The 23,997-nt window shown below is 32.4% G+C and carries 22 protein-coding genes; 1 reads left to right on the top strand and 21 read right to left on the bottom strand.

The features are described 5' to 3' along the window. Nucleotides 1-351: 351 nt before the first annotated feature. The 21 genes from Q0910_RS08680 to Q0910_RS08580 form a co-directional block, all read right to left on the bottom strand. Nucleotides 352-1,422 (bottom strand): hypothetical protein, encoded by a 1,071-nt coding sequence (locus tag Q0910_RS08680; protein ID WP_299214955.1) that lies wholly within the window; start codon nucleotides 1,420-1,422, stop codon nucleotides 352-354. A 71-nt stretch (nucleotides 1,423-1,493) separates the two neighbouring features. Next, a complete protein-coding gene (locus Q0910_RS08675; RefSeq protein ID WP_299214952.1) occupies nucleotides 1,494-2,333 on the bottom strand; it encodes a hypothetical protein in 840 nt (279 codons plus the stop codon). Further along, nucleotides 2,314-2,883: an RNA polymerase sigma factor gene (locus Q0910_RS08670; protein ID WP_299214949.1), complete on the bottom strand. Its 570-nt coding sequence runs from the start codon at nucleotides 2,881-2,883 to the stop codon at nucleotides 2,314-2,316. Before Q0910_RS08670 ends, Q0910_RS08675 begins: the two co-directional genes overlap by 20 nt. A gap of 81 nt (nucleotides 2,884-2,964) precedes the next feature. Beyond that, nucleotides 2,965-4,548, bottom strand: a complete 1,584-nt coding sequence (locus tag Q0910_RS08665) for a S41 family peptidase (RefSeq protein WP_299214946.1) — start codon at nucleotides 4,546-4,548, stop codon at nucleotides 2,965-2,967. A 188-nt stretch (nucleotides 4,549-4,736) separates the two neighbouring features. After that, nucleotides 4,737-5,714 carry a polyprenyl synthetase family protein gene (locus tag Q0910_RS08660; protein WP_299214943.1) on the bottom strand — a complete coding sequence of 326 codons (978 nt, stop codon included), beginning with the start codon at nucleotides 5,712-5,714 and terminating at the stop codon, nucleotides 4,737-4,739. 99 nt (nucleotides 5,715-5,813) lie between these two features. Next, nucleotides 5,814-6,854 carry a 23S rRNA (adenine(2503)-C(2))-methyltransferase RlmN gene (rlmN, locus tag Q0910_RS08655; RefSeq protein WP_299214940.1) on the bottom strand — a complete coding sequence of 347 codons (1,041 nt, stop codon included), beginning with the start codon at nucleotides 6,852-6,854 and terminating at the stop codon, nucleotides 5,814-5,816. An 85-nt stretch (nucleotides 6,855-6,939) separates the two neighbouring features. Further along, nucleotides 6,940-7,911: a chalcone isomerase family protein gene (locus Q0910_RS08650; RefSeq protein ID WP_299214937.1), complete on the bottom strand. Its 972-nt coding sequence runs from the start codon at nucleotides 7,909-7,911 to the stop codon at nucleotides 6,940-6,942. A 367-nt stretch (nucleotides 7,912-8,278) separates the two neighbouring features. Further along, nucleotides 8,279-9,328, bottom strand: coding sequence for a tRNA preQ1(34) S-adenosylmethionine ribosyltransferase-isomerase QueA (gene queA / locus Q0910_RS08645; protein ID WP_299214934.1), 1,050 nt, complete (start codon nucleotides 9,326-9,328; stop codon nucleotides 8,279-8,281). Between the two features lie 79 nt (nucleotides 9,329-9,407). After that, nucleotides 9,408-10,628: a 3-phosphoshikimate 1-carboxyvinyltransferase gene (locus Q0910_RS08640; RefSeq protein ID WP_299214931.1), complete on the bottom strand. Its 1,221-nt coding sequence runs from the start codon at nucleotides 10,626-10,628 to the stop codon at nucleotides 9,408-9,410. A gap of 1 nt (nucleotide 10,629) precedes the next feature. Then, nucleotides 10,630-10,884 carry a hypothetical protein gene (locus tag Q0910_RS08635; protein WP_299214928.1) on the bottom strand — a complete coding sequence of 85 codons (255 nt, stop codon included), beginning with the start codon at nucleotides 10,882-10,884 and terminating at the stop codon, nucleotides 10,630-10,632. Then, nucleotides 10,884-11,210, bottom strand: coding sequence for a nucleotide pyrophosphohydrolase (locus Q0910_RS08630; protein WP_299214925.1), 327 nt, complete (start codon nucleotides 11,208-11,210; stop codon nucleotides 10,884-10,886). The genes Q0910_RS08635 and Q0910_RS08630 overlap by 1 nt, the downstream gene beginning before the upstream one ends. A 1-nt stretch (nucleotide 11,211) precedes the next feature. After that, the gene (locus Q0910_RS08625; protein WP_299214922.1) at nucleotides 11,212-13,236 is read right to left on the bottom strand and encodes a transglutaminase domain-containing protein; all 2,025 of its coding nucleotides are present in this window, start codon (nucleotides 13,234-13,236) and stop codon (nucleotides 11,212-11,214) included. Between the two features lie 17 nt (nucleotides 13,237-13,253). After that, nucleotides 13,254-15,170, bottom strand: coding sequence for a DUF3857 domain-containing protein (locus tag Q0910_RS08620; protein WP_299214920.1), 1,917 nt, complete (start codon nucleotides 15,168-15,170; stop codon nucleotides 13,254-13,256). Nucleotides 15,171-15,195: 25 nt separating this feature from the next. Then, nucleotides 15,196-15,648, bottom strand: a complete 453-nt coding sequence (dtd, locus tag Q0910_RS08615; protein ID WP_299214917.1) for a D-aminoacyl-tRNA deacylase — start codon at nucleotides 15,646-15,648, stop codon at nucleotides 15,196-15,198. A gap of 54 nt (nucleotides 15,649-15,702) precedes the next feature. Beyond that, nucleotides 15,703-16,656, bottom strand: coding sequence for a ribosome small subunit-dependent GTPase A (gene rsgA, locus Q0910_RS08610; RefSeq protein WP_299214914.1), 954 nt, complete (start codon nucleotides 16,654-16,656; stop codon nucleotides 15,703-15,705). A gap of 50 nt (nucleotides 16,657-16,706) precedes the next feature. Further along, complete coding sequence (locus Q0910_RS08605; protein WP_299214911.1) at nucleotides 16,707-17,789, bottom strand: bifunctional 3-deoxy-7-phosphoheptulonate synthase/chorismate mutase type II; 1,083 nt, start codon at nucleotides 17,787-17,789, stop codon at nucleotides 16,707-16,709. A 45-nt stretch (nucleotides 17,790-17,834) separates the two neighbouring features. Next, nucleotides 17,835-18,683, bottom strand: coding sequence for a prephenate dehydrogenase (locus Q0910_RS08600; protein WP_299214908.1), 849 nt, complete (start codon nucleotides 18,681-18,683; stop codon nucleotides 17,835-17,837). Nucleotides 18,684-18,695: 12 nt separating this feature from the next. Beyond that, nucleotides 18,696-19,892 carry an aminotransferase class I/II-fold pyridoxal phosphate-dependent enzyme gene (locus tag Q0910_RS08595; RefSeq protein WP_299214904.1) on the bottom strand — a complete coding sequence of 399 codons (1,197 nt, stop codon included), beginning with the start codon at nucleotides 19,890-19,892 and terminating at the stop codon, nucleotides 18,696-18,698. Further along, on the bottom strand, nucleotides 19,889-20,719 hold the full coding sequence (locus Q0910_RS08590; protein WP_299214901.1) for a prephenate dehydratase: 831 nt from the start codon (nucleotides 20,717-20,719) through the stop codon (nucleotides 19,889-19,891). Before Q0910_RS08590 ends, Q0910_RS08595 begins: the two co-directional genes overlap by 4 nt. A gap of 348 nt (nucleotides 20,720-21,067) precedes the next feature. Further along, complete coding sequence (gene kbl, locus Q0910_RS08585) at nucleotides 21,068-22,255, bottom strand: glycine C-acetyltransferase (protein WP_299214898.1); 1,188 nt, start codon at nucleotides 22,253-22,255, stop codon at nucleotides 21,068-21,070. A 50-nt stretch (nucleotides 22,256-22,305) separates the two neighbouring features. Next, on the bottom strand, nucleotides 22,306-23,286 hold the full coding sequence (locus Q0910_RS08580; RefSeq protein ID WP_366142652.1) for an NAD-dependent epimerase/dehydratase family protein: 981 nt from the start codon (nucleotides 23,284-23,286) through the stop codon (nucleotides 22,306-22,308). Nucleotides 23,287-23,465: 179 nt separating this feature from the next. Here Q0910_RS08580 and Q0910_RS08575 point away from each other — a divergent pair, with 179 nt between their 5' ends. Beyond that, nucleotides 23,466-23,927 carry an Lrp/AsnC family transcriptional regulator gene (locus Q0910_RS08575; protein ID WP_299214895.1) on the top strand — a complete coding sequence of 154 codons (462 nt, stop codon included), beginning with the start codon at nucleotides 23,466-23,468 and terminating at the stop codon, nucleotides 23,925-23,927. Nucleotides 23,928-23,997 lie beyond the last annotated feature (70 nt).

The raw sequence follows: 23,997 nt of genomic DNA, 5'->3' as shown, positions 1-23,997 counted from the left end.
ATAAGTGTCATAAAATACTTACAACCAATGACTTACTTTAAAACCGTAATGAAGTTAAGGTATTCGTATTTATTTACTTATTTAACAATTTATATATTATTGTGCAATATTTAACAAAAATAAAATAACTCTACTATTCATAGTATATTAGTAGAGTATCCTCTATCCCTTACAGAATCTAGGTAAAATTAAATGTATTTTTTCATGAAACAAAAAAAGAGTTGCGATGACTCACAACTCTTTCCCCTAAAAAATAGGCTAACACTAAAAAATTAAATTATACCCAATTTTATACTTGTATTATGTTTCAAATTTAAATTCTATAGAGAACCTTACCGATTATGGTAATTCTTAAAGGTCAAAACGCAACCCCAAAGACACATTGTTCTGATCAACCAATGCATTTTTGAAAATTGGAGATAGATCATACTTTGCATATAATGACATGTCACCAAAACCTATATAGGTACTTAATCCATATATCAGATCACTTGTATTATAGTCTCTTTTTATTTTGTCTTTAACTCTATCACCGTCTTCTTTATACTTCAATTTCTGACGTGTACTAATATTTGCACCAACATAACCACCTAATCCAATCCTAAACTTTCCTAAAGTTGAGAATCTAATTTTTTCCTCTGTCTCTATCTTTTTTGAAGCTCCAAATTCCAGATGTACCGGAACCACGATATTATCCATTCTAAATTTAGACTTATCTAACTCTACTCTAAACTCTTGTAATTCTGTTTGATCTCCGTTTTCTACAAAATACCTGTTATCTGTTGGTTTTAATCCATTAGATTGATATGAGATACCGTACTTAATTCTCATGAAATTGGAATTCTTGAACACTCTTGTTTTCCACGCCCAGCCAATCTCAAAAAATCGACTTCCTGCGATCTTATAGTCGGAATCATCTAATGATTGCCCGTCTACTATTGCATTATTCAATCCAAAAGCTACTACCAAATCAGAATATGTACGTCTGTCGTATATTATCTTTGATTTTTCTCCGGTATTAAAGTTAATACCAAATAAAATATCTCCATCATCCTTATCCTTAGCTCCAAGACCTATCGAAATTTTACTTTTATTAGTATTCAAATAATCACTATTATTCCTTTCCATTAAAGCAATCTGATTATCAATAATTGCCAATCTATTTTCTATATTTAGTGCATGTTTTTCGGCAGCAACTTCCTTTAGTGATTGTGCCTTTTCTGTATTTATTTCTCCCTTTACTAATCGTTCATTAATCGTTTCTACTTCTTTTTTAAGTCCCTCTTTTTCTGAAATTACTATTTCTTCCTTTTCCAGTTTTAATTTTTCAATTTTATCTGAATTATCGTTGTCTTGCGCATTTAAAAAATAGGCACTAAGCGTCATTGTCGTTAATACGACATACATTATTATTGTTCTCATAAATATTAGATTTTACTTACTCTTCCCTCTCAATTAAGAGAGGGAATCGGTAAGAATTGATTGATGAATGTTTAATTATCTCTTTCTGCTACGGTAGTTTTTAATTTCTCGAAACCAGTCTTTAGTGCTTCAAAAACACGGTCTTTAAATGATTCATCAAGCTCGGATTCTACGTCTAGAAGCAAAGCTGATGCACTTACTGTATTAGATTTTAAAATTTGTTGCGTAGTGATTTCGATTTGAGCATTTCTCAGTAACGCTTCAACTTCTGCATCAGTAACTATTCCTTTATTCTTTTCGAGTTCTTTTACTTTTTCTATAACACTTGCAATTTTACTATCTATTACCTCTGTCGTAACCTGCAAGAGTTTATCTTCTTTTACAATTTCATTGTTAATGGTTTCAGTCTGCACTACGACAGCTTCTGAAGTATTCTCTTTAAAAACATCTTCTTGAATACTCGTTTTACTATTATCAACTTGTATATCTTCCTTAGCTATGCTATTTCTTAATTTATCATTTTCCGTTTTGTCGCTTTCTTTTTTGTCATTTTTTACAATAACAACGGATGAAGTTAAACCTTCTTCTGTATCTTGATTTTTCTTTATTTTGGATTTAGATTCCTGAGTCGTTATTTCTACAAAATCTGTTGACTGATCTTTTTTAATAATTTCTTTATCAATATCTACAAGCTCCACATCTGAAGATTTAGCATCTTTATTATACGTAATAAAAACCGTTGTAATAACTAAAAACCCTACAATACTGGCCGCTATACCAAACCATTGATATTTTTTAACTTTTTTTTGACCCAATTGTTCTTCTAACTTATCCCAAGATCCATTAGACGGCTGTATTGTGCGCTGCTCCAACTTCTCCTTAATACTATCTTCAAATTTTAATGGCGCCATTACTAATTTTATTTTGTTGGTTTAACTTTTGCTGTAGCATTTTTCTTGCCTTAAAAAGTTGAGATTTTGAAGTACTCTCGGTTACTTCTAGCATTTTAGCAATCTCATTATGTTTATATCCTTCTACAGCATATAATACAAACACCATTTTATAGCCTTCTGGCAAACTATCTATCAATTCCTGTATCTGCTCAACTTCTAATTCTATATTGATGTTATTCCAAGATTCTTCATGATACACTGAGATATCCTCTGTAAATAATACTTGCTTTTGTTTTCTTAAGAATGATATAGATTCATTAACCATTATCCTTCGTACCCATCCTTCAAAACTTCCTTCAAAATTAAATTGTTTCAAATTTGTAAACACCTTCAGAAAACCACTTAGCATCACTTCTTCTGCAAAATGAACATCTCTAACATAACGCCTGCATACACTTAGCATTTTTGGAGAATATTTGTCATACAGCAGACGCTGTGCATCACGATGCTCTTTGGTAGCTTTCTTGATTAGCTGTGTTTCGTTTTTATAAAACTGAATAACTTTCAAAGTAAAAATCAATTATTTAAGACCCTCTATTTACATAGACGTGATAAAAATCAAAAAGGTTGCCTGACACTAATAAAAAAATCATTTCTTTTTGTTAGACATCTCGATATCTTCTATGACCCATTGTAATTCCTCATCTTCATTGTTCATTGTACTTTTTATTGGAATATCTGGCTTAATACCATAACCATCAGGTTCTATTGTATAAGGAGCATTTATTTTCATAAGACCTATGCGCATATTAATCTTAGAATTAGGCAACTCGACTTTTGCATAAACTCCTGCCACTGTTCCATTATATGCACCGCCCGTTTCTTCTCCTACAAAAGTGGCTCGCTTTGTTGCTTTTAAATGTGTCGAAAGAACACTACTTGCAGAAAAACTTTCGCCATTAATCAATACGTATATTTTACCTGTAAAAGTATTCGATTTGGGCTTTCGTAATTTACTATACTTAAATTTAAAATAAGCTTCTTTGTTTTCTTTCTTAACCTTAAAAATTTGATACACTCCTAATACTGGTGATAGAATCGTAGCAGCCGTTTTCGTAGGCCAAGATTTTGTATGAAAAAATGGGTATAAAAAACTTAATCTTCCAGTCATTTTAGACTTTTCTATAAAGACATACTCTTTATCAGTTAAATAAGAATATAAATCATCAATCTCCACTAACCTACCACCTAAATTACCTCTTAAATCCAGTACTAAACTTTTGCACTGCGCAGAATCAATTTTTGCAAAACTTTCCTTATAAAATTCTTTATATCCCCCATTAGTAAAACTTCTAATCTTCAAGTAACCAATAGGCGAGTCTGCATCAGATTCTAAAAAAATAAAATTTCTGTTATACTCGTTTGTTTTTTTGTTGTACCCATATTTGTAGTTCTTCTTGCGTATTTTCTTTCGAGTTTCTTTTGCTATTTTCTTATCGGATCGACTAAGTTTTCTCTTTTCTGAACGTACAGTGTCTTTTTGCGAGGAAGTTTTTATTTTATCATAGTTCGCATATAAATATTTGTCATACAAACTGTCTTCTAATTTTAGGTGTAATAAAATACTGTCTTTTTGCTTATGAGTATTTGAGTAAAAAAAACCAAAACGACTTCCTATAAATTCCGGTATAAAGGTCTCGTTATACCCATCACTAGCGTGTAGTATTTTAAAAGACTCTAATAAATCATTAACTTTTTCGCCATCAACAGATATTACTTCTGATCCGGGTATTAATGTAGTATCACCTTTAAAAACTTTTTTTACAAATAGTTTATTGGCCGAAGTATAAAATGATAAAGAATTAAAAGGTGAGCCTCTTTTCCCTTTTCCTTTTATTTCTTTCTTGGTTTGTTTTTTAACAGGTGTATGAATTGACAAATGACCTTGTTTTATACTAGTAATAACAGGAGCAAATAACTTATAGAATTCTTTAGTAGTTAATGGCTCTGTTAATTCATTCTTTAGATCATCTATCTTTTTGTCTAATTCACCTTTAGAGATATACCAATTTACATCTGGATGTAATTTTTTAAGTTTTTTATAAGCGTGATCAACATCTCGATGTAATTCTTCAGGACTATGGGTTTTACTTATTTGTTGATTGTACTTTTCTACGGATGCACAACTTGACAACAATATAATTGTAATATATAAAAACAATTTTCTAGTCATAAATACTATTTCCTTTAAAATATAATGAACCTTATTTCTTAGAGATAGACGCTAAAAAATATAAAAAGGTTGCCTGCGTATGAAAAAAATCAATCTTTGATCAATTAATAGGTATCAAAACTAATACCAATATCTGCCTTTTGAATGAAATAGATATACTATGTTTTATTAATTGAAATGAATAAGGATTATTTCTTTCGATCAATAACGTAATTAACCATTAGTTTTAATGAAGATTTGTATTCTGATTCCGGATATTCAGATAATATAGCCAATGCATCTTCTTTAAATTGATGCATTATATTGGTAGCATACTCCAATCCACCACTCATTTTTACAAAATCAATAACTTCTTTAACTCGTTGTTTATTCTTATTATGATTTTTAACAGAGTTAATAAGCCATTTCTTTTTTTCTATTGTACAATGATTTAATGTATAAATTAATGGCAATGTCATCTTTTGTTCCTTAATATCAATACCAGTAGGTTTACCTATTGCAGTATCTCCATAATCAAACAAATCATCTTTGATCTGAAATGCCATTCCAATAAGTTCTCCGAATTTTCTCATCTTTTCTACCGAATCCGAATTTGGCTCTACAGAACAAGCTCCTAAACTGCAACACGCAGCTATTAAGGTCGCTGTTTTCTGACGGATGATCTCGTAGTAAATTTCTTCTGTAATATCGAGATTTCTTGCTTTTTCAATTTGCAACAACTCACCTTCTACAATTTCTCTAACTGCGACGGAGATGATTTTTAGTAGATCAAAATCATCGTTATCAATACAAACCAACATGCCTTTTGAAAGCAGGTAGTCACCAATAAGTACAGCAATTTTATTTTTCCAAAGTGCGTTGACAGAAAAAAAACCTCTACGGCGATTAGAATCATCCACTACATCATCGTGAACGAGACTCGCGGTATGTATCAGTTCTATAACTGAAGCTCCACGATAGGTGCGTTCTTCTATCTCACCTCCAGATACCATTTTAGCTACAAGAAAAACAAACATCGGACGCATCTGTTTTCCTTTTCTATTTACAATATAATGTGTGATCCTATTGAGTAAAGCTACTTTAGAATACATTGATTGAGAAAACTTTTGTTCAAAAAGTTCCATCTCATCGATTATAGGTAGTTTTATTTGCTCAACGACTTTCAATCCCAGGTAGATGATTTTGTTTTATAACTAGTTGCGAAGATAGTACAATCCTAATTGAGGGTCAAAACAGATAATAAATAATTAACACTGGAAGCTGAATTACGTCTTATTCGCTAATTGTCCGCAAGCTGCATCAATATCTTTTCCTCTACTTCTACGTACATTTACCACAAAACCTCTTGACTCTAATGCGCTTATGTAATTTTCTATTGCAGCATTCGATGCTTGTTGAAACTCTCCATCATCAATTGGATTATACTCTATTAAGTTCACTTTACAAGGAACATATGAACAAAACCTTAATAACGCATCTATATCCTCTTTTCTATCATTAATCCCTTCCCAAACTACATATTCATAGGTTATTCTACTTTTAGTTTTCTCGTACCAGTATTCTAATGCTTCTTTTAGATCTGCGAGCGGAAAGTTTTCATTAAATGGCATTATATTAGTTCTTACCTCATCAATTGCAGAATGTAGAGACACTGCTAGCTTAAACCGTACTTCATCATCAGCCATCTTCTTAATCATTTTTGGCACTCCAGATGTAGATACGGTAATTCTTTTAGGAGACATACCTAAACCTTCAGGAGAGGTAATTTTATCAATTGCCTTTAGAACATTATTATAGTTCATTAGTGGCTCACCCATTCCCATAAAAACAATATTAGACAATGGACGATTATGGTATAACCTACTTTCATTATCAATCGCAACTACCTGATCATAAATTTCATCTGGATTAAGATTTCTCATTCTTTTCAAACGGGAAGTAGCACAAAACCTACAATCTAAACTACATCCGACCTGAGATGAAACACAGGCGGTTGTTCTACTTGGAGTAGGAATTAAAACAGATTCTACTACTAAGCCATCATGAAGTCGAACAGCATTTTTAATAGTACCATCCGTACTACGCTGCATTTGATCAACCTTTATATGATTAATTACAAAATTATCTTCTAGTATTTCTCTTGTAGCTTTGGAGATATTAGTCATACTCTCAAAACTGTGAGCACCTTTACTCCATAGCCATTCATATACTTGATTGCCACGAAAAGCTTTATCTCCATTTGACACGAAGAATTCTCGAAGTTGCTCTTTTGTCAGAGCCCGTATGTCTTTCTTTTTTGACTTCATTTCTTTGCAAAAGTATGCAAAAGATAAATGGCTCTCTAACTGAAAGTGTAAACTATTTAAGAATTGTAAATAGTAGAATTTATTTTTAGAATTTTACAGTACGAAAGTCCTCTCGATTATCCTTCCGCGAGTTTTCCACTCTCTTCCATTGATGTACCCCTCCACTTCCTTTATATCTTACATTAAGTACATTCATATCATCTTCATCTATCCACATTTGACAGATTGATACTTTTCCGCTTCTGATATCTGTAAATCTACCATCTACGTACTTAAACTCACTCTTATTTTTTAAGTTCTTTATAATAACCAATCCTTCTACTGGTTGATTTTTATCATCTCCTTCACATTGATAACATACAGCGTCTCTTTCTGATTGACGCAGCATTTGCTGTATAGATCCAAAAACCTTATTTTTTATCATATACAACTGAACAACATTAATTGCCACTCCTGTTTTCTTATCATAAGCCTTCCACTGACCTAATATCGGATTGGTATCAAATGTTCCTAATAGATCCTCTTTTAGTTCAGAGTCAACAGGATTATCTCCTAACCAAATTTTAAAAAGCGCCTGTTTGAACTCTAAGCTGTTATTTACAGCTCCAAGTCTTTGTTTATTTTTATAGAGGGTAAGCTTTTCATCTTTGGTATAAACTATTTTAAAAATCTCATACTTATTAAATGCTTTTGGAAGAAGTTTAAGAAAATCTCTAATATGATCCTCCATTAAATAACTATTACCATCAGTGGCACGTTCTAATCCATTTCTTATAATTCCTTTTAATTCCTCATTAGAAATATCAGAAATTGTTTTTATAGTCAATGCCATAGTAGCATTTTTGTCTGCTACCATAAGCCCATCTTCAACTCCATCTACTTCAAAATCCAGATACAAGCCGATAGTATATAATTTTTCTCTTTCTCCAGCTCCATTAAGCATTAGCTCGGTATTTTCAAAAACATCAATATCATTAAAATGAAGATTACCGACCTTGGTTTGTGAGAATGAAATGAAGGTTACAAAAAACAAAACGATGTATAATATTCTGTTCATAGGTTACTATTTAGTTCATTTATTTATTTAGGGTATGCGCAATAAACGACTAATTTCTTAAAAAAGAAGAACCAACAATTCTCTCAATTCATCTTTTTCGACAAAAAACCAAATTAGCCGATATACAGTTTGTTTGAACTACGGTTTTACCGTAGTTTTTTTCAAAAAGCTTCGCGAAAATACTTATTTTTCATGAAACAAACATTATAACTTGTTAATTTTAAGATTTATACAACAAATACTTTTATATTTCACTTCATAATTATAAGTTAAAAATTACCAATTCTTACGAAAGTTTAATAATGCAAAACTCTACTTTATATAGTAAAGTAGAGTTTTGTAAGATATTTATTAAAAGATTTTTTTCCTATATAATTAACATAGCATCTCCATAAGAATAAAACTGATATTTTTCTTTTACAGCTTCCTCATATGCTTCTTTAATAAAATCATGTCCTGCAAAAGCAGAAACCATCATTAATAAAGTAGATTTTGGTGTATGAAAATTTGTTATCATACTATTGGCTATACTAAAATCATATGGAGGAAATATAAACTTATTTGTCCATCCTCTAAACTCATTTAACGTATTGTCTGAAGAAACAGAACTTTCTAGTGCTCTCATTACAGTAGTACCGACTGCACAGATTCTTTGCTTATTAGTAATACCATTATTAATAGTTTCAGTAGCACGTGCTGTTATGTATGCTTCTTCGCTATCCATCTTGTGTTTAGACAAATCTTCTACCTCTACTGGATTAAAAGTACCTAAACCAACGTGAAGTGTAATTTCTGCAAAATCCACTCCCTTAATCTCTAAACGTTTCATTAGGTGTTTAGAAAAGTGTAAGCCTGCAGTAGGTGCAGCAACAGCTCCTTCATTTTTCGCATAAATAGTCTGGTATCTTTCCTCATCTTCAGGCTCTGCATCTCTCTTGATATATTTTGGCAAAGGAGTTTCTCCTAAATCTGTGAGCTTTTGTCTGAATTCATCATAAGACCCATCATACAAAAAGCGAAGTGTACGTCCTCTAGAAGTGGTATTGTCTATCACTTCTGCCACTAAACTTTCGTCATCACCAAAATATAATTTATTACCAATTCTAATTTTACGAGCTGGATCCACAAGCACATCCCAAAGACGAGTTTCTGAATTTAATTCACGTAATAAAAACACTTCAATTCTAGCACCTGTTTTCTCCTTATTACCATATAATCTAGCTGGAAAAACTTTGGTATTATTAAGAACCATAACATCGTTAGGCTCAAAATAATCAATAAGATCTTTAAATTGCTTGTGCTCTATTGTTTGATCTTTTCTATTAAGAACCATTAAACGAGCTTCATCCCTATTTTCTGAAGGATATTCTGCTAATAAATCTTGTGGAAGATCAAAACTAAAATGTGATAACTTCATTAGTGTTTGTTTTTTTGGAGGTGCAAATATACAATCTCGACATAGGGGTTGTCAAGTAAATGACCATATATATTTTTATTTACAGAACTTTGAAATCTAATTTCTTTAAATCATCCCAAAAATCCGGGTACGATTTTGATACTACATCGGCTTCATTTATAAACAATGTTGTTCTTAACGCTAATGGAGCGAAAGCCATAGCCATACGATGATCATGATAAGTATCTATAGAAATCTCTGATCTAATTGATGTAGCAGTAGCTAACCTTAGTGAATCCTCTGTTATAGTGACTTCGCCTCCTAATTTTTCAATTTCTATTTTTAGTGCTTCTAACCTATCTGTCTCTTTTATCTTTAGTGTATGTAATCCTTTTAGATAACAAGCTTTTCCTAAACCAAAACAAGTGACAACGATTGTTTGGGCAATATCAGGTGAGTTGGCCAAATCTAATTCTAACACTTTTGAATCATTTGGTAAAGGAACCTGTTTTAAAGTAATCTTGTTGTCATCAAAAATAGTTTCTACACCAAGTTTTTTATAAATATCGGCTAAAGCTGAATCACCTTGATAACTGTTTTCTTTGTAGCTTCCTAATGTTACAGTGCTACCCATAGACAACGCCACAATACTGTAGAAGTATGAAGCAGAACTCCAATCTGATTCTACCACCGTTAATTTTGGAGAAACTACTTTTACGGGCTTAATACTTATTACATTGTTTTCAAAACTTCCGGAAACCCCAACATCTTTGAGCAAACTTAACGTCATTTCTATATAAGGCACAGAAGTGACTTTTCCTTCTAATATGATCTCCAAACCGTTCGACAGTGATGAGGCAATTAACATTAATGCCGATATATATTGACTACTCACATTAGCTGCTAATGAAACAGTATTCGATACTGGTTCTTTTCCAATAATTTTTATTGGTGGAAATCCTTCTTCTTTTTTGTAGCTGATATCACATCCTAATTGTCTAAGTCCTTCTACAAGAATTTTAATAGGACGCTCCTGCATTCGTTTACTACCTGTTAAAACAGTTTGTCTTCCTTTTTGCACTGCAAAATACGCAGTAAGAAAACGCATTGCTGTTCCGGCGTGGTAAATGTCTACAAGCTCTTCTTTGCTTGCTAATGCAGCCTGCATTAATTGTGAATCATCACTGTTCGATACATTCTCAATTTCTATCTCTGGATATAGTGACTGTAAGATCAGTAACCTATTTGTTTCACTCTTAGATCCGGTGATCTGCAATGTATTGCTTTTAATATTCGAAATGTGTTTTAATTTCAAATTCATTTTATTGGTTCGATTTGCGTTTTCTTAATTCAAAATAATACCCTAAAATCATCCCATACAATAATCCTCCAACGATTCGGGACAATAGATATCGTATCCAAAGGCCATTATTTATTTTTTCATCTATAAAAGTATCCAATGCTAAACCTCCATATTGCATGAGGTGTTCAATAACACTAAATAGTACTATAAAAACAAGCCCTAGTAAGAGTACAGAAACCCAATATCTTTTCGAAGAAACAATTGATTTAAACATTATTTTAATTTATCGTTATTATGATGGCGATCGTGGTCTCTTTTTGTTTTAATATCTAGCTTTTTATCGAATGCATCCTGAAGATCTACTCCAGTCTGATTAGCAAGACACAAGACTACAAACATCACATCAGCTAACTCTTCTCCTAAATCTTTATTCTTATCACTTTCCTTTTCACTTTGTTCACCATACCTACGCGCTATTATCCTGGCTACTTCCCCAACTTCTTCTGTTAGCTGAGCCATATTTGTCAGCTCGTTAAAATATCTAACACCATGATTTTTAATCCAGTCGTCTACCGCTTTCTGAGCATTTTGAATGTTCATCTTATATTTTTTTAAGAACTACCTGTTCGTTTTCTTTCTTTATAACCTGATTATAAAATTCCTTAATAGCAGGATAATAATTTGCTGGAATTATTGGAGTAGTAATGGTCTCATCGACAACAACCTGAATTACCCCATTAGACACTGTAGATCTAAAGGAAAATTTACCCATATTATCCGGCAGTTTAAATGCCGATGCTTTGGGATACTCCACAACTTCGTACCCTTCTGGTATTTTAAGGTTCACCATATATTTATTTGAAAAACCATATCCAAAATCTATTGGATATTTTCTGTCGTCTGATTTAAAAACATTTTCTTTATCCCTCAAAAATAATAAAGGAGAAAAGAATATCTCATCATCTATTGCTTCAATTTGATCTTCAATTGTAAAATTGAATCTTTCATTGACACCTTTACCATATTCTTTAACACCTTTTATAGTGTATTCCTCAAGCTCAGTAATTCCATATCTTTTTTCAAAACGCTTTGCTTTACTCTCATCATCCTTTCCTGCATATGCCGCTCTAAAGTTATGAGCCAAGTAGTCCCTATGATTAATACTAACCTTCCCTTTTGCTATTCCTTGGTCATCAATTTGGCATTGCATCTGATATATATTCGCAGAAGGTTTTGTGGGTCTGAAATTCACCATCTGGGATGTTCCGTTTTTAGCAATTACTCTACCCATTCCTTTTATAATTCTATTAGGCAAAACATTTGGCACTCCATACTTATCTGTAGCATCTAAATAAAAAATACTACCATCAGCAAGTTTAACTCTGGTGAGTACATAATTAAATCCGTTTAATGTCGGAAAAAGTGACATCAATCTATCACTAGTACTTGCTATTACAGGATTTGCATCTATCTTGGCATAAGTAAGCATCGAAGTAAGCATTAAATTAATTTCTGAAGCATTACCCGTACCCTCTTTATATGCTTTCTTAACTCCTTTTCTAGTATATACACCTCGTTTCTTATTCCAATTCATTTTGCTTTTTACAAAATTATAAATCAAACTTACCTTTTCCACTTGATTTGTTGCTCCTTGAATAAGGTTATTTACATCTTCTTTATAATACGTTATTTTCTTTAATTCATCTCCAAAACTAGGACTCTTATAGATTTTTTTAGTTACATCTTCCCAAGTAGTAGATCGATAATCTATAGCCTCATTTGGAAATTTAACAAATGACAGTTCATAACTTAAAGATGAAATATAATTCTGTACATTGCCAGAATAAGGTTCTTCTTTGAATGCTGGAACATTAATAGACTCTATATTATCCTGCTTTACTCTAAAATCAACAGTATTTTGATAATATTTTGTTCCATTACCAACACCTTGATGAGGTCTGGTTCTAACTTTATTATTAAAAGTAATCTTATCATTAAAACTAGATTCTTTTAAATTAACCGGTAAATACCCTGTAGAAAACTTCTTATAACTATAATATTCCGGTGATTCTACTTTTACTTCTATTTTTTTAATAGGAATCTTATACTGCAAGTAAATTCTATCAATAGAAGATAAAAAAGGTGAAATAACTCTATATTTATACTCAATTACGGATCCTTCTTCTATAGACGGCATCGTGAATTTTTGTTGATTATAATATTCGGAAAACTCACTTTTAAAAACACCATCCTTCTTAAGTTTAGTCTCCTTTATTTTACCATCAACCAATGTAAATGTAGCGCCTTTTAAACCCATTACGGTTTCTTTATTATTCTTATTTTTATACAAAAACAATTCTTCTGAAGCATAATCGAACCCATCTTTATTGTATAGTTTGACTCTTTTAAAAACATCCGTTACCAACTGGAAACCTTTATTGGTATCATACTTTACACTTACTTTCTTGCATTCATACAATACGGCAGCATTCGCAGCGCTATCTAAGGGATATGCTTTTTCTAATAATTCTTCCTTAGAAACCTTTCCAAATTTATATTCTTGAGCTGACATATGAATAGTCAGCACCATACATATGACCCCAATTATTTTATGTATTTTTTTCATCGATATTTATTGTTTTATTATTGTTGTTTAAGTACTATTTTTGATTTATCTGCATTACGAATTTTAGACATGAACTGTCTATATTCTTCATATTTTTCTTTTGGATAGGTACCGTCGTTGATTCTAAGCTTTCTGGTATACTTCAGTGTAGATTCATCTATTTTTTCAAGACTGTTGTTATATATACCAAAAGCTGTTTCAAAAACCTTTTCTTCTGGAAGCTTATTAATCAAATATCCTGCAGGTATATTAATTATATATTCATCAGTATCTACATACCCTCTGGAAATTACCAATGGGGTTTTTCTGTCTTCATACTTTGTCATTTTACTACTTACACGATTAAAAAAATTGGGTATTACCAACAATCTACTACCTGCTTTTGTTGCATAATTAGTAGCGTTCACTTTAACTTTCTCCTGATACTTAATGTTGTTTTTATCATCCTCTAATTCCAATGATAAAATGTTAAGATTATTAATATAATCCCAGTATTCTTTATAGTGTAGCTTTTGATCCTTAATTGGCTTTAACTTTGTTAAATATCTCCAATCGTATTGTAAACCCTTAGACAAGGACACTACTTCTGCTTCGATAGATGCATCTGACTGTAAGGAAATTGTTGCAGTCGTGTACAATGTATTTTCTTCTGGTGTATACTTCTTGGTTCTTCTAATTTCCCCTCCTTGAGGTTTAACTACCAGCACATTTCTATCATCCGTAAAATCGCCTATAAAATTAAACGGTGCTGTCTGACTGGTACACTCTAACCAAATATCCTCTTCTTCATCGGGTATATTCAATATCACATGATTACCTTGCATCGAAGCAAAATCAGCATCTATGTCTCTTTTATCAGAATCTCCATACACTATGGTATAATATGAAGGTATATTTTGGCTTTCTAATAGTGCTTTGGTGTAATTCGTTAAAGCTTTGCAATCTCCGTACCCTAATCTATCCACATCTTCAGCCTGCATTGGCATCCATCCACCAATACCTAATTGTACACTGATATATCTCGTTTTATTTTGCACATATTCATAAATCCGTTTTGCCTTTTCTTTATTAGAATCTGCATCTGCAACTAATTCAGACACTTTACTAATCACGGATTCTGGTAACTTATCTCTTCCTGAAACTAAATTATTATATTGCCACTTACCCATTGTTTTCCAGTCATTAGCAGTACCCTCAACATTTACCAAAGAAAAGTTTCCTAGGGTAACTTTTCCGTTAGGTACTAACTCTGTAAAAGATGGACTTTTATATTCTTTCCTAAGCGCTGGAACTTTAGATAACACATACGATATTTCCTGATCTCCCCTTTTAATTTCTATTGGATACCCTTTAAAGGTTTTCTCTTTCGTTCTTAAAGGAATTTTCTTTGGATTAACTACAGTATACGAAGCTTTTTCAACACTTAGGTTGTAATTAGCTATTGGAAACCAAGGCTCTATAAAAGCAGAGCTTTTAGTTTCAACTTCACTTTCGTAAACCATTGTATAAGGGTAATTAATAGGTGTATGTTCAAAGTATATAAACCGATTATCTCCAATAAGAGAAAATCCATCATACATACTTCTGTCACTAAAATCTTTCCTTTTAAATTTTTTAATCTCCTGACCTAAAGCATCATAAACAATTGCTTCTGCTTTTTTTATTTTAGTTTCGGGATCATAAGGTTCGTAAGAATCAGCGTGACGATCTCCATATTTATTTAATACAGTAACTACTCTTTTCGTTTTTACAGTTACAGAATTTATTGAATTAATACTAATCACAACATCTTCTGATCTTACGATAGCATTGGCATTTTTGGTAAGTACCGAATCAATCAGTATGGCTTGCAGACTAAGGTCATCTTGAGCATTAAATTTCGCAGAAACACATAAGAAAACGGCAACCAGGATTAGTTGTACTTTTTTTTGCATATAAAATTTTATTTTGGGGTGGTTATTATTCTTTGTTTTTAGTATCTATAATTATGGTTACGGGTCCATCATTGAGAAGTGATACTTTCATATCTGCTCCAAATACACCAGTTCCAATGTTTTTACCTAATTCTAACTCTAGTTGTTTTACAAATTCTTCATACAAAGGAATTGCAGTTTCTGGTCTTGCTGCCTTGATATAACTTGGTCGATTTCCTTTACGTGTACTGGCATGTAATGTAAATTGACTTACGACTATAGCTTCACCATTTATATCAAGAACACTTTTATTCATTACACCATTATTATCTTCAAATATTCTTAATCGACTTACTTTTCCAGACAACCATACAATATCTTCTTTAGTATCTTCTTCTTCGATACCTATCAAGATTAAAAGTCCACGATCTATTTGTGAAATCTTTTCTCCTTCAACCTCAACAGAAGCTTCAGAAACTCTTTGAACAACAGCTCTCATTATGTATGTGTCTTATGGAAAGGAAATGTTACCATCTAAATGCAAAAAAAATAATTAATTTTCATTATCGTAGTGATTTTTCCTATAATTCTCTTCTTCTCCTTCTAAAATCTGCAAGTAACTTTTATAACGTGACCAGGCAATTTCTTCGTTATCTAATGCCTCTTTTACAGCACATTTAGGTTCATTTATATGTAGACAGTTATTAAACTTACATTGTTGTTTAAGTTCAAAAAACTCTGGAAAGTAATCTCCAACCTCTTCCTTATCCATATCCACGATTCCGAAACCTTTAATACCAGGAGTATCAATAATTTTAGCATCAAAACTAAGGTCATACATTTCTGCAAAAGTAGTGGTATGCTGGCCTTGCTGATGCTGATCACTAATCTCAGCTGTTTTTAAGGATAGATCAGGTTCGATTAAATTAACCAATGTAGATTTACCTACGCCACTATGTCCGGAAAACATACTTACTTTTCCTTCCATTAATGTTTTTACCTTATCAATATTCTTACCTGTTTTTGCTGAGATACCAATACATTCATAGCCTATTTCCCTGTATAAAGCTGCTAAATATTTTATTTCAAGAAGTTCATCCTCATCATACGTATCTATTTTATTAAATAGTAATACCGCTTTAATATCATAGGCTTCTGCAGTTACTAAAAAACGATCTATAAATGCAGTAAACGTAGGAGGGTTATTAAGCGTAATTAATAAAAAAACCACATCAATGTTTGCAGCAATGATGTGGGTTTGTTTTGAAAGATTAACCGATTTTCGGATGATATAATTCTGGCGTTCTCTGATATTTTCGATTACACCGGTTTCTGTATCATTATCAGTTTCCAGCTTAAAATCCACTCTATCACCTACCGATACGGGATTGGTACTTTTAATACCTTTAATTCTAAATTTACCTTTAATTCGGCATTCATATACCTTACCATTATCTGCTTTAACGGTATACCAACTTCCGGTAGATTTATATACAGTACCTGTCATAGACGCAAAGATGCGAATAAATCTCTATATCAAATAGGTATTATACATATTTAAGATTTGGCAACTTTTTTCTGATGATTGATTGATTCCTGGTGAATCGCCTTATATATTCTTAACATAAACTCTTCACTTAATCCTTTTTCTTCTCCTTCCAAAATCATCTTCCCTAGAATTTCATTCCAACGTTTGGATTGTAATATAGCTACATTTTGTTTTGCCTTAGCTTTACCAATCTCGTCTGAAATTTTCATTCTTTTAGATAAAATATCTAGTAGTTGATTGTCAGCTACATCAATTTTTGCACGTAATTCATTTAAGGTTCTTTGATATGCCTCATCTACACCAACTTCTTTACGGATTTTTAAGTCTTTCATATGTTGAATTAAAGTATCTGGTGTAATTTGCTGTGCAGCATCACTCCAAGCATTATCCGGATCATAGTGTGTTTCTACAATTAATCCATCAAAATTAAGATCCAATGCTGTTTGCGATAGATCAAAGATCAAATCTCTTCTTCCCGCGATGTGTGATGGATCCAAAATCAAAGGTAGATCCGGAAAACGGTTTTGCAAATCGATAGGTATCTGCCATTCTGGAATGTTACGATATTTTGTTTTTTCATAAGTAGAAAACCCTCTATGAATCACTCCTAGGTTTTTAACGTCACACGTATAAAAGCGCTCTACAGCTCCTAGCCAAAGGGATAAATCTGGGTTTATCGGATTCTTTATCAAAACTGGATTATCGATTCCTCTACAAGCTTCTGCAATATCCTGCACGATAAAAGGAGAAACTGTACTTCTTGCTCCAATCCATAATACATCTACACCATGCTCCAAAGCCAATTCTACGTGATGAGGATTTGCAACTTCTGTCGCAATTTTCATCCCGGTTTCTTCTTTGGCACGTTGCAACCATTTTAATCCTAAAGCTCCAACTCCTTCAAAATTACCGGGTCTTGTTCTTGGCTTCCAGATTCCTGCACGCAAAACGGTAGCATCTGATTCCTTAAGCTGATGCGCAATTTTAACTACTTGCTCTTCTGTCTCTGCACTGCAAGGACCTCCTATTACTAAAGGATGATCCAAATTATATTCGTCTAACCAGTTTCTAAGTTCTTTCTTATTCTCCATCTCTATTTTTTATTCTCTATTAGTATTTTATTTTATGTGGTTATTTTATGATATTCCTTTTAAGATTGTTTTTATATGGTTCGTATCTTCCATTTCCTTATAGATTTCAACGAAATTATCTTCTTCCATGAGCTCCTTAAATTGGGTAAGGTTTGCTATATATTCATTTAAAGTCTCAATTACATTCTCCTTATTATGCTTAAAAATTGGCGCCCACATTTCTGGAGAACTCTTTGCTAATCGAACAGTTGAAGCAAATCCACTTCCTGCCATATCAAAAATATCTCTTTCGTTCTTTTCTTTTTCGATTACGGTTTTTCCTAACATAAACGAACTGATATGCGACAAATGAGAAACGTATGCGATATGTTTATCGTGCGAGGCAGGATCCATATATCGAATTCTCATTCCCAATCTGGTAAAAATCTCCATTCCTCGTTCCTGCAATTTAAACGCGGTCTTTTCTACTTCGCAAATGATATTAGTCTTACCTCGATATAAATTAGCAATTGCGGCCTGTGGTCCAGAAAACTCGGTACCAGCGATAGGGTGTGCTGCTAGATAATTCCTTCGTTTTGGGTGATCACTTACGGAACTACATAATTTCTTTTTGGTTGACCCTACATCAAATACCAGACATTCATCATTTATCTTATCCAAAATCTCTGGCAATATTTTTACTGTAACATCTACAGGAATTGATGTAATTACCACATCAGCTGTATCTAATTCCTCGAAATTAGATTTTTTATCTATCAGGCCTAATGAAATAGCTTTATCAAGATGTTCTTCATTTTTATCAATACCATAAATTTCTGCTTCATTAAAAGCTGCTTTGATATCAATTGCAAAAGACCCTCCAATTAATCCTATTCCTATTACGAATACTTTCATTCTATTTACGAGTTACGATTTTTGATTTACGATACTATTATTCGCAAACTGCAATTCTTCTTTATTGAATCTCCCAATTGCTTCTCTTATATTCTCTTTAGTTACACATAATGAGAAACGAATATATCCTTCTCCATTGCTTCCAAAGATATCGCCAGGAGTTATGAATATGTCTTTTTTATATAGTATATCATCAATAAACTCCATTGCATTTATTCCATTAGGTAATTTTGCCCAAACAAACATTCCCGTTGCTGTTTTATCATACGTACAGCCTAAAACGGAAGCTAATTCCCAAATAAGTTCTCTTCTTTGGGCATAAATAGCATTCATTTCTGAATACCAATTATCTGAAATATTTAGTGCAGCAACCGCACCTTTTTGAATACCCTGAAACATTCCGCTATCCATATTGCTTTTTACTTTTAGGATAGCTTCTATTTTATCCTGGCTTCCGCTTACCATTCCTACTCGCCATCCAGCCATATTAAAAGTCTTACTCAAAGAGTTTAATTCTAGCGCCACCTCTTTAGCTCCATCAATCGATAAGATACTGATTGGACTATCGTTTAAGATAAAACTATATGGATTATCCTTAACCAACAAGATGTTATGTTCTTTGGCGAATGCAATTAATTTCTTAAACAAATTAATATTTCCATTAGCGCCTGTAGGCATATGAGGATAGTTAATCCACATAATTTTTACTTTGCTTAAATCTTTTTTTGACAAAGCTTCAAAATCCGGCTCCCATCCATTAGAAGCAACTAAATCATAAAATACAGGCTTTGCCCCAACCAAATTAGTAACAGATGTATATGTTGGATACCCTGGATTAGGAACTAGCACCTCATCTCCTTCATTAAGATACGCCAATGATATATGCATAATCCCTTCTTTGGATCCCATTAAAGGTAGAATCTCATTTTCGGGATTTAGAACTACTTTATATTTATTATTATAAAAACCTGCAATAGCTTGTCTTAACTCAGGCAACCCTTGATAGCTCTGATATTTATGAGCTCCATCTAAAACTACAGCGCTTTGTATGGCTTGTACTACTTCTTTAGGCGGATCTAAATCGGGACTTCCAATAGCCATATTCAAAATAGGCTTTCCTGAAGCCGCTAGTGCTCTTACCTCACGTAATTTTTTAGAGAAATAATACTCCTCCACTGTTTCTAAGCGTTTTGCCGTCTGAATGCTCATCCGTTTTGATTTTTATATTCTCCTAAAATTTTAAGCTCCAAAGCCATGATTTTTAATATTGAAATAGCTTTTTGATAATCTTCGTAATTATTAAAAGTAACATCTACAAAGAAGGAATATTTCCAAGGCATGTCAATAACAGGTAATGATTGAATTTTAGTAAGATTTAATCTACAATCACTCATTACATTAAGCACAGTGGCTAAACTTCCTCTTTTATGATCTGTTAGAAATTTTAAGGATGCCTTATTAATTTCATTGCTATCAACACCTGAATCCTCTTTTGTATTCAGTATAAAGAATCTTGTACTATTGGATTTAATTGTTTGAATCTCTTTTGCCAAAACATTGAGCTTATAAATATTGGCTGCCGTTTCTCCTGCAACTGCTGCTACACCTTTCAGTTGTTGTTCTTTAATTCTTTTTGCTACATCCGCAGTATCTGCATCTTCTACCAACTTGATATGTGGTAGCCCTCTAAAAAACTCTTTGCACTGAAGCAACGCCATAGGATGAGAATACACTTCTTTTATATCTGAAATTTCTTGTCCATCTAATGCCATCAAACAATGATGAATAGGTTGAAAATACTCTCCACAAATAGTTAAATCATGCTCATCGATATACGCATAATTAGGAATAATAGATCCTGCGATAGAATTCTCTATTGCCATTACTGCATCCGTACTTTTCTGATTCTCTAAACTATGAACAAGTTCTTGAAACGACATACATTCATTTACATCCACTTCATTACCAAAATATGCTTGCGCAACTCCGTGATGATACGATCCTTTTATTCCTTGTATGGCAACCTTCTTTCTCAAACGTTATATATTTTTATTTCAAAAAAAAATCCCGACTTTTCATCGGGATTCTAGTTTTATAAATTTTGCTGATTTATTTACATAGCGATCCCGTTCCTACTTTTAAAATAAAAGAAGAAAAAATAAAATCGGTTCCAAGTAAACAAATTGCTCATTGTTGTTTCTTTATTACGCTGCTAAAGTAGCTAAAACTATAACTATAGAAAATAAATTTTCGTTTTTTTCATCGATTCCTACCTATTATCATTAAATATCAAATTTTTAATTAGAATCAATGAAATATTTTAAATAAATAATCCAATATAATAAGAATCTTCTATGTTTTAAACTACTAACAAACGTTAGTAATTATATTACTCCCAGTTCTTTACCTACTTTAGTAAATGCTTTTACTGCTTTTTCAAGATGCTCACGATCATGTCCAGCTGATAATTGCACTCTAATTCGAGCTTTTCCTTGTGGTACTACTGGATAAAAGAATCCAATAACATAAATACCTTCATCTAGTAATTTGGCAGCAAATTCTTGTGCTAGTGTTGCTTCATATAACATAACCGGAACGATTGGATGATCTCCCGGCACAATATCAAATCCTGCAGCAGTCATTTTTGATCTGAAATACTTAGTATTTTCTTCTAGTTTATCTCTAAGTGCTGTTGACGAGCTAAGCAAATCTAGCACCTTAATGGATGCTCCCACTATTGATGGAGCCACTGTGTTAGAAAACAAATAAGGTCTGGAGCGTTGTCTTAGCATTTCTACAATTTCCTTTCTGGCTGCTGTAAATCCGCCTGAAGCGCCTCCAAGTGCTTTACCATATGTTCCGGTGATAATATCTATTCTTCCCATTACATTGCGATATTCGTGAGTTCCACGACCGGTTTTACCTAGAAAACCTGTAGAATGACACTCATCTATCATTACCATTGCTTCGTAAGTATCCGCTAAATCACAAATTTTATCTAATTGCGCAATCGTACCATCCATAGAAAAGGAACCATCGGTTACGATCAATATTCTTCTTGACCCTTTAGCAGATTGAAGTTGTTTTTCAAGATCTACCATATTATTGTGCTCATATCTAAAGCGCTTTGCTTTACACAAGCGAATTCCGTCAATAATAGATGCGTGATTCAGAGAATCTGAAATAATAGCATCTTCTGCAGTAAGAATTGGTTCAAAAAGACCTCCATTCGCATCAAAAGCTGCTGCATATAAAATACAATCTTCCATCCCTAAAAACTCTGCAGTCTTATGCTCTAATTCTTTATGAATATCTTGTGTTCCACAAATAAAACGTACAGAAGACAATCCATATCCATGAGAATCAATTGCATCTTTACCTGCTTTAATAACATCAGGATGAGATGAAAGGCCTAGATAGTTGTTTGCACAAAAATTCAATACGTGTTTTGTATTTGTAGTATCTATTTCCGCTCCTTGTGGAGTTGTAATTATTCTTTCGGATTTATATAATCCAGCTGATTTAATCCCTTCTATTTCTTTTTGTAAGTCGTCTTTTATATTTGAAAACATGATTGGTATTCTTTATTTTTAGTATTTATAAGTTAGCAAGAAAAGAAAAATTAAAACATTAAAATCTCCTTATTTCTTGAACCTTTTTTATATTTCTCTTGTAATTTTTGGGTCATTATCTCTGTAATATCTTTCAGATTAAACTCTGGTTGCCATCCCCAATCTTTGGTTGCAGAAGCATCATCAATTGATCTTGGCCATCTCGAAGCAATTTCCTGTCTGAAATCCGGTTTATAATTTACTTTAAAATCAGGATATAATTTACGAATTTCAGCAACAACTTCTTCAGGAGAAAAGCTAATTCCTGCAATATTATAGGAAGTCCTTATGGTAATACTTTCCTTTGGAGCTTCCATTAGTTCTATTGTAGCTCTTATTGCATCATCCATAAAAATCATAGGAAGCATTGCATCCTCTTTCAAAAAACAATTAAATTCTTCTTTTAATACTGCTTTATGGTAAATATCTACTGCATAATCTGTCGTTCCACCTCCAGGTAGTGATTGATACCCAATAACTCCAGGATATCGAATAGATCTAACATCCAAACCATATCTCATAAAATAGTATTGTGCCCAATTTTCTCCAGCAGCTTTACTTATACCATATACTGTAGCTGGATTAAGATACGCATCATCCGGTGTATTCTCTAAAGGCGCACCCTCGCCAAAAACTGCAATCGAACTTGGAAAAAACACTTTATCAATGTTATTCTTTCTAGAAACTTCCAGAACATTAAACAAAGTCTTCATATTGATATCCCAAGTGGCTAATGGAGTTTCTTCACCTTTCGCTGATAAAATTGCGGCTAAATGATATATTTGGGTTATACTATATCTCTCTACAACTTCTTGAATTCTATTCCTGTCCGTGGCGTCTATAACTTCAAATATGCCTTTATGATTATTATCTTCTTTAAGATCTGAAGCTATTACATTTTCTATCGTATATTTTTTTCTAAGTTCTTTTGTCAATACAGAACCAAGTTGACCATTTGCTCCAATTACTAAAATTTTTGTATCCATCTTCATTCTTAAAATTTTAACACTCTTTAAGTATTATTCACTCACTAAAGTACTAATAGCAACTTTTATATCCGAATAAATCAAATAACTAAGTAATTATTCCTTTATATTTAATATTATGTAGTTATATTTACTTTATTAATAAGTATACTACTATATTTTGAAGTAATTTTTAACCGCTATCAATGGAACAATTAGACCAAACAGATATAACAATTCTTAGAATTCTTCAGAGAGATTCTAAAAAAACGGCCAAAGAAATTGCCACGATTCTCAATCTAACACCATCTCCTGTTTATGAAAGAGTTAGACGATTAGAGAAACAAGGTTTTATTAAAAAGTATGTCGCAATTCTTGATAAAAAACTAATAGACAGATCAATAACTACTATCTGTCAGGTTTCTATGCGATATCATAATGAAGCTTTTATTGAGAAATTCGAAGAACAGATTCAGAATTTAGATGAAGTTCAGGAATGCTATCATATGGCTGGGCAAGTTGATTTTATCTTAAAAATCCATACCAAAAGTCTGGAAGAATACCATGATTTTGTTAAGACGAAGCTTTCCAAAATTGAGAATATTGGTGTTTTGAACAGTACGTTTGTTTTAAAAGAAATCAAACATTCTTCTGAGTTTTATATTTGATCAAAACATAAATATCACTAAAACCCGTTAGCATAGGAAACTTAATTGTCTATTTTTGATAAAATTTATT

Source organism: uncultured Aquimarina sp. (assembly GCF_947495315.1).
In the GTDB taxonomy this organism is placed as follows: Bacteria; Bacteroidota; Bacteroidia; order Flavobacteriales; family Flavobacteriaceae; genus Aquimarina.
The sequence above is the reverse complement of the archived record's forward strand: the minus strand, read 5'-3'. Positions and strand labels throughout refer to the sequence as shown.

Coding starts and splice junctions, on each gene's coding strand:
- Q0910_RS08680 (WP_299214955.1), bottom strand. CDS start 1,422: ATGAGAACAATAATAATGTATGTCGTATTAACGACAATGACGCTTAGT.
- Q0910_RS08675 (WP_299214952.1), bottom strand. CDS start 2,333: ATGGCGCCATTAAAATTTGAAGATAGTATTAAGGAGAAGTTGGAGCAG.
- Q0910_RS08665 (WP_299214946.1), bottom strand. CDS start 4,548: ATGACTAGAAAATTGTTTTTATATATTACAATTATATTGTTGTCAAGT.
- rlmN (WP_299214940.1), bottom strand. CDS start 6,854: ATGAAGTCAAAAAAGAAAGACATACGGGCTCTGACAAAAGAGCAACTT.
- Q0910_RS08650 (WP_299214937.1), bottom strand. CDS start 7,911: ATGAACAGAATATTATACATCGTTTTGTTTTTTGTAACCTTCATTTCA.
- queA (WP_299214934.1), bottom strand. CDS start 9,328: ATGAAGTTATCACATTTTAGTTTTGATCTTCCACAAGATTTATTAGCA.
- Q0910_RS08640 (WP_299214931.1), bottom strand. CDS start 10,628: ATGAATTTGAAATTAAAACACATTTCGAATATTAAAAGCAATACATTG.
- Q0910_RS08635 (WP_299214928.1), bottom strand. CDS start 10,884: ATGTTTAAATCAATTGTTTCTTCGAAAAGATATTGGGTTTCTGTACTC.
- Q0910_RS08630 (WP_299214925.1), bottom strand. CDS start 11,210: ATGAACATTCAAAATGCTCAGAAAGCGGTAGACGACTGGATTAAAAAT.
- Q0910_RS08625 (WP_299214922.1), bottom strand. CDS start 13,236: ATGAAAAAAATACATAAAATAATTGGGGTCATATGTATGGTGCTGACT.
- Q0910_RS08620 (WP_299214920.1), bottom strand. CDS start 15,170: ATGCAAAAAAAAGTACAACTAATCCTGGTTGCCGTTTTCTTATGTGTT.
- dtd (WP_299214917.1), bottom strand. CDS start 15,648: ATGAGAGCTGTTGTTCAAAGAGTTTCTGAAGCTTCTGTTGAGGTTGAA.
- rsgA (WP_299214914.1), bottom strand. CDS start 16,656: ATGACAGGTACTGTATATAAATCTACCGGAAGTTGGTATACCGTTAAA.
- Q0910_RS08605 (WP_299214911.1), bottom strand. CDS start 17,789: ATGGAGAATAAGAAAGAACTTAGAAACTGGTTAGACGAATATAATTTG.
- Q0910_RS08600 (WP_299214908.1), bottom strand. CDS start 18,683: ATGAAAGTATTCGTAATAGGAATAGGATTAATTGGAGGGTCTTTTGCA.
- Q0910_RS08595 (WP_299214904.1), bottom strand. CDS start 19,892: ATGAGCATTCAGACGGCAAAACGCTTAGAAACAGTGGAGGAGTATTAT.
- kbl (WP_299214898.1), bottom strand. CDS start 22,255: ATGTTTTCAAATATAAAAGACGACTTACAAAAAGAAATAGAAGGGATT.
- Q0910_RS08580 (WP_366142652.1), bottom strand. CDS start 23,286: ATGAAGATGGATACAAAAATTTTAGTAATTGGAGCAAATGGTCAACTT.
- Q0910_RS08575 (WP_299214895.1), top strand. CDS start 23,466: ATGGAACAATTAGACCAAACAGATATAACAATTCTTAGAATTCTTCAG.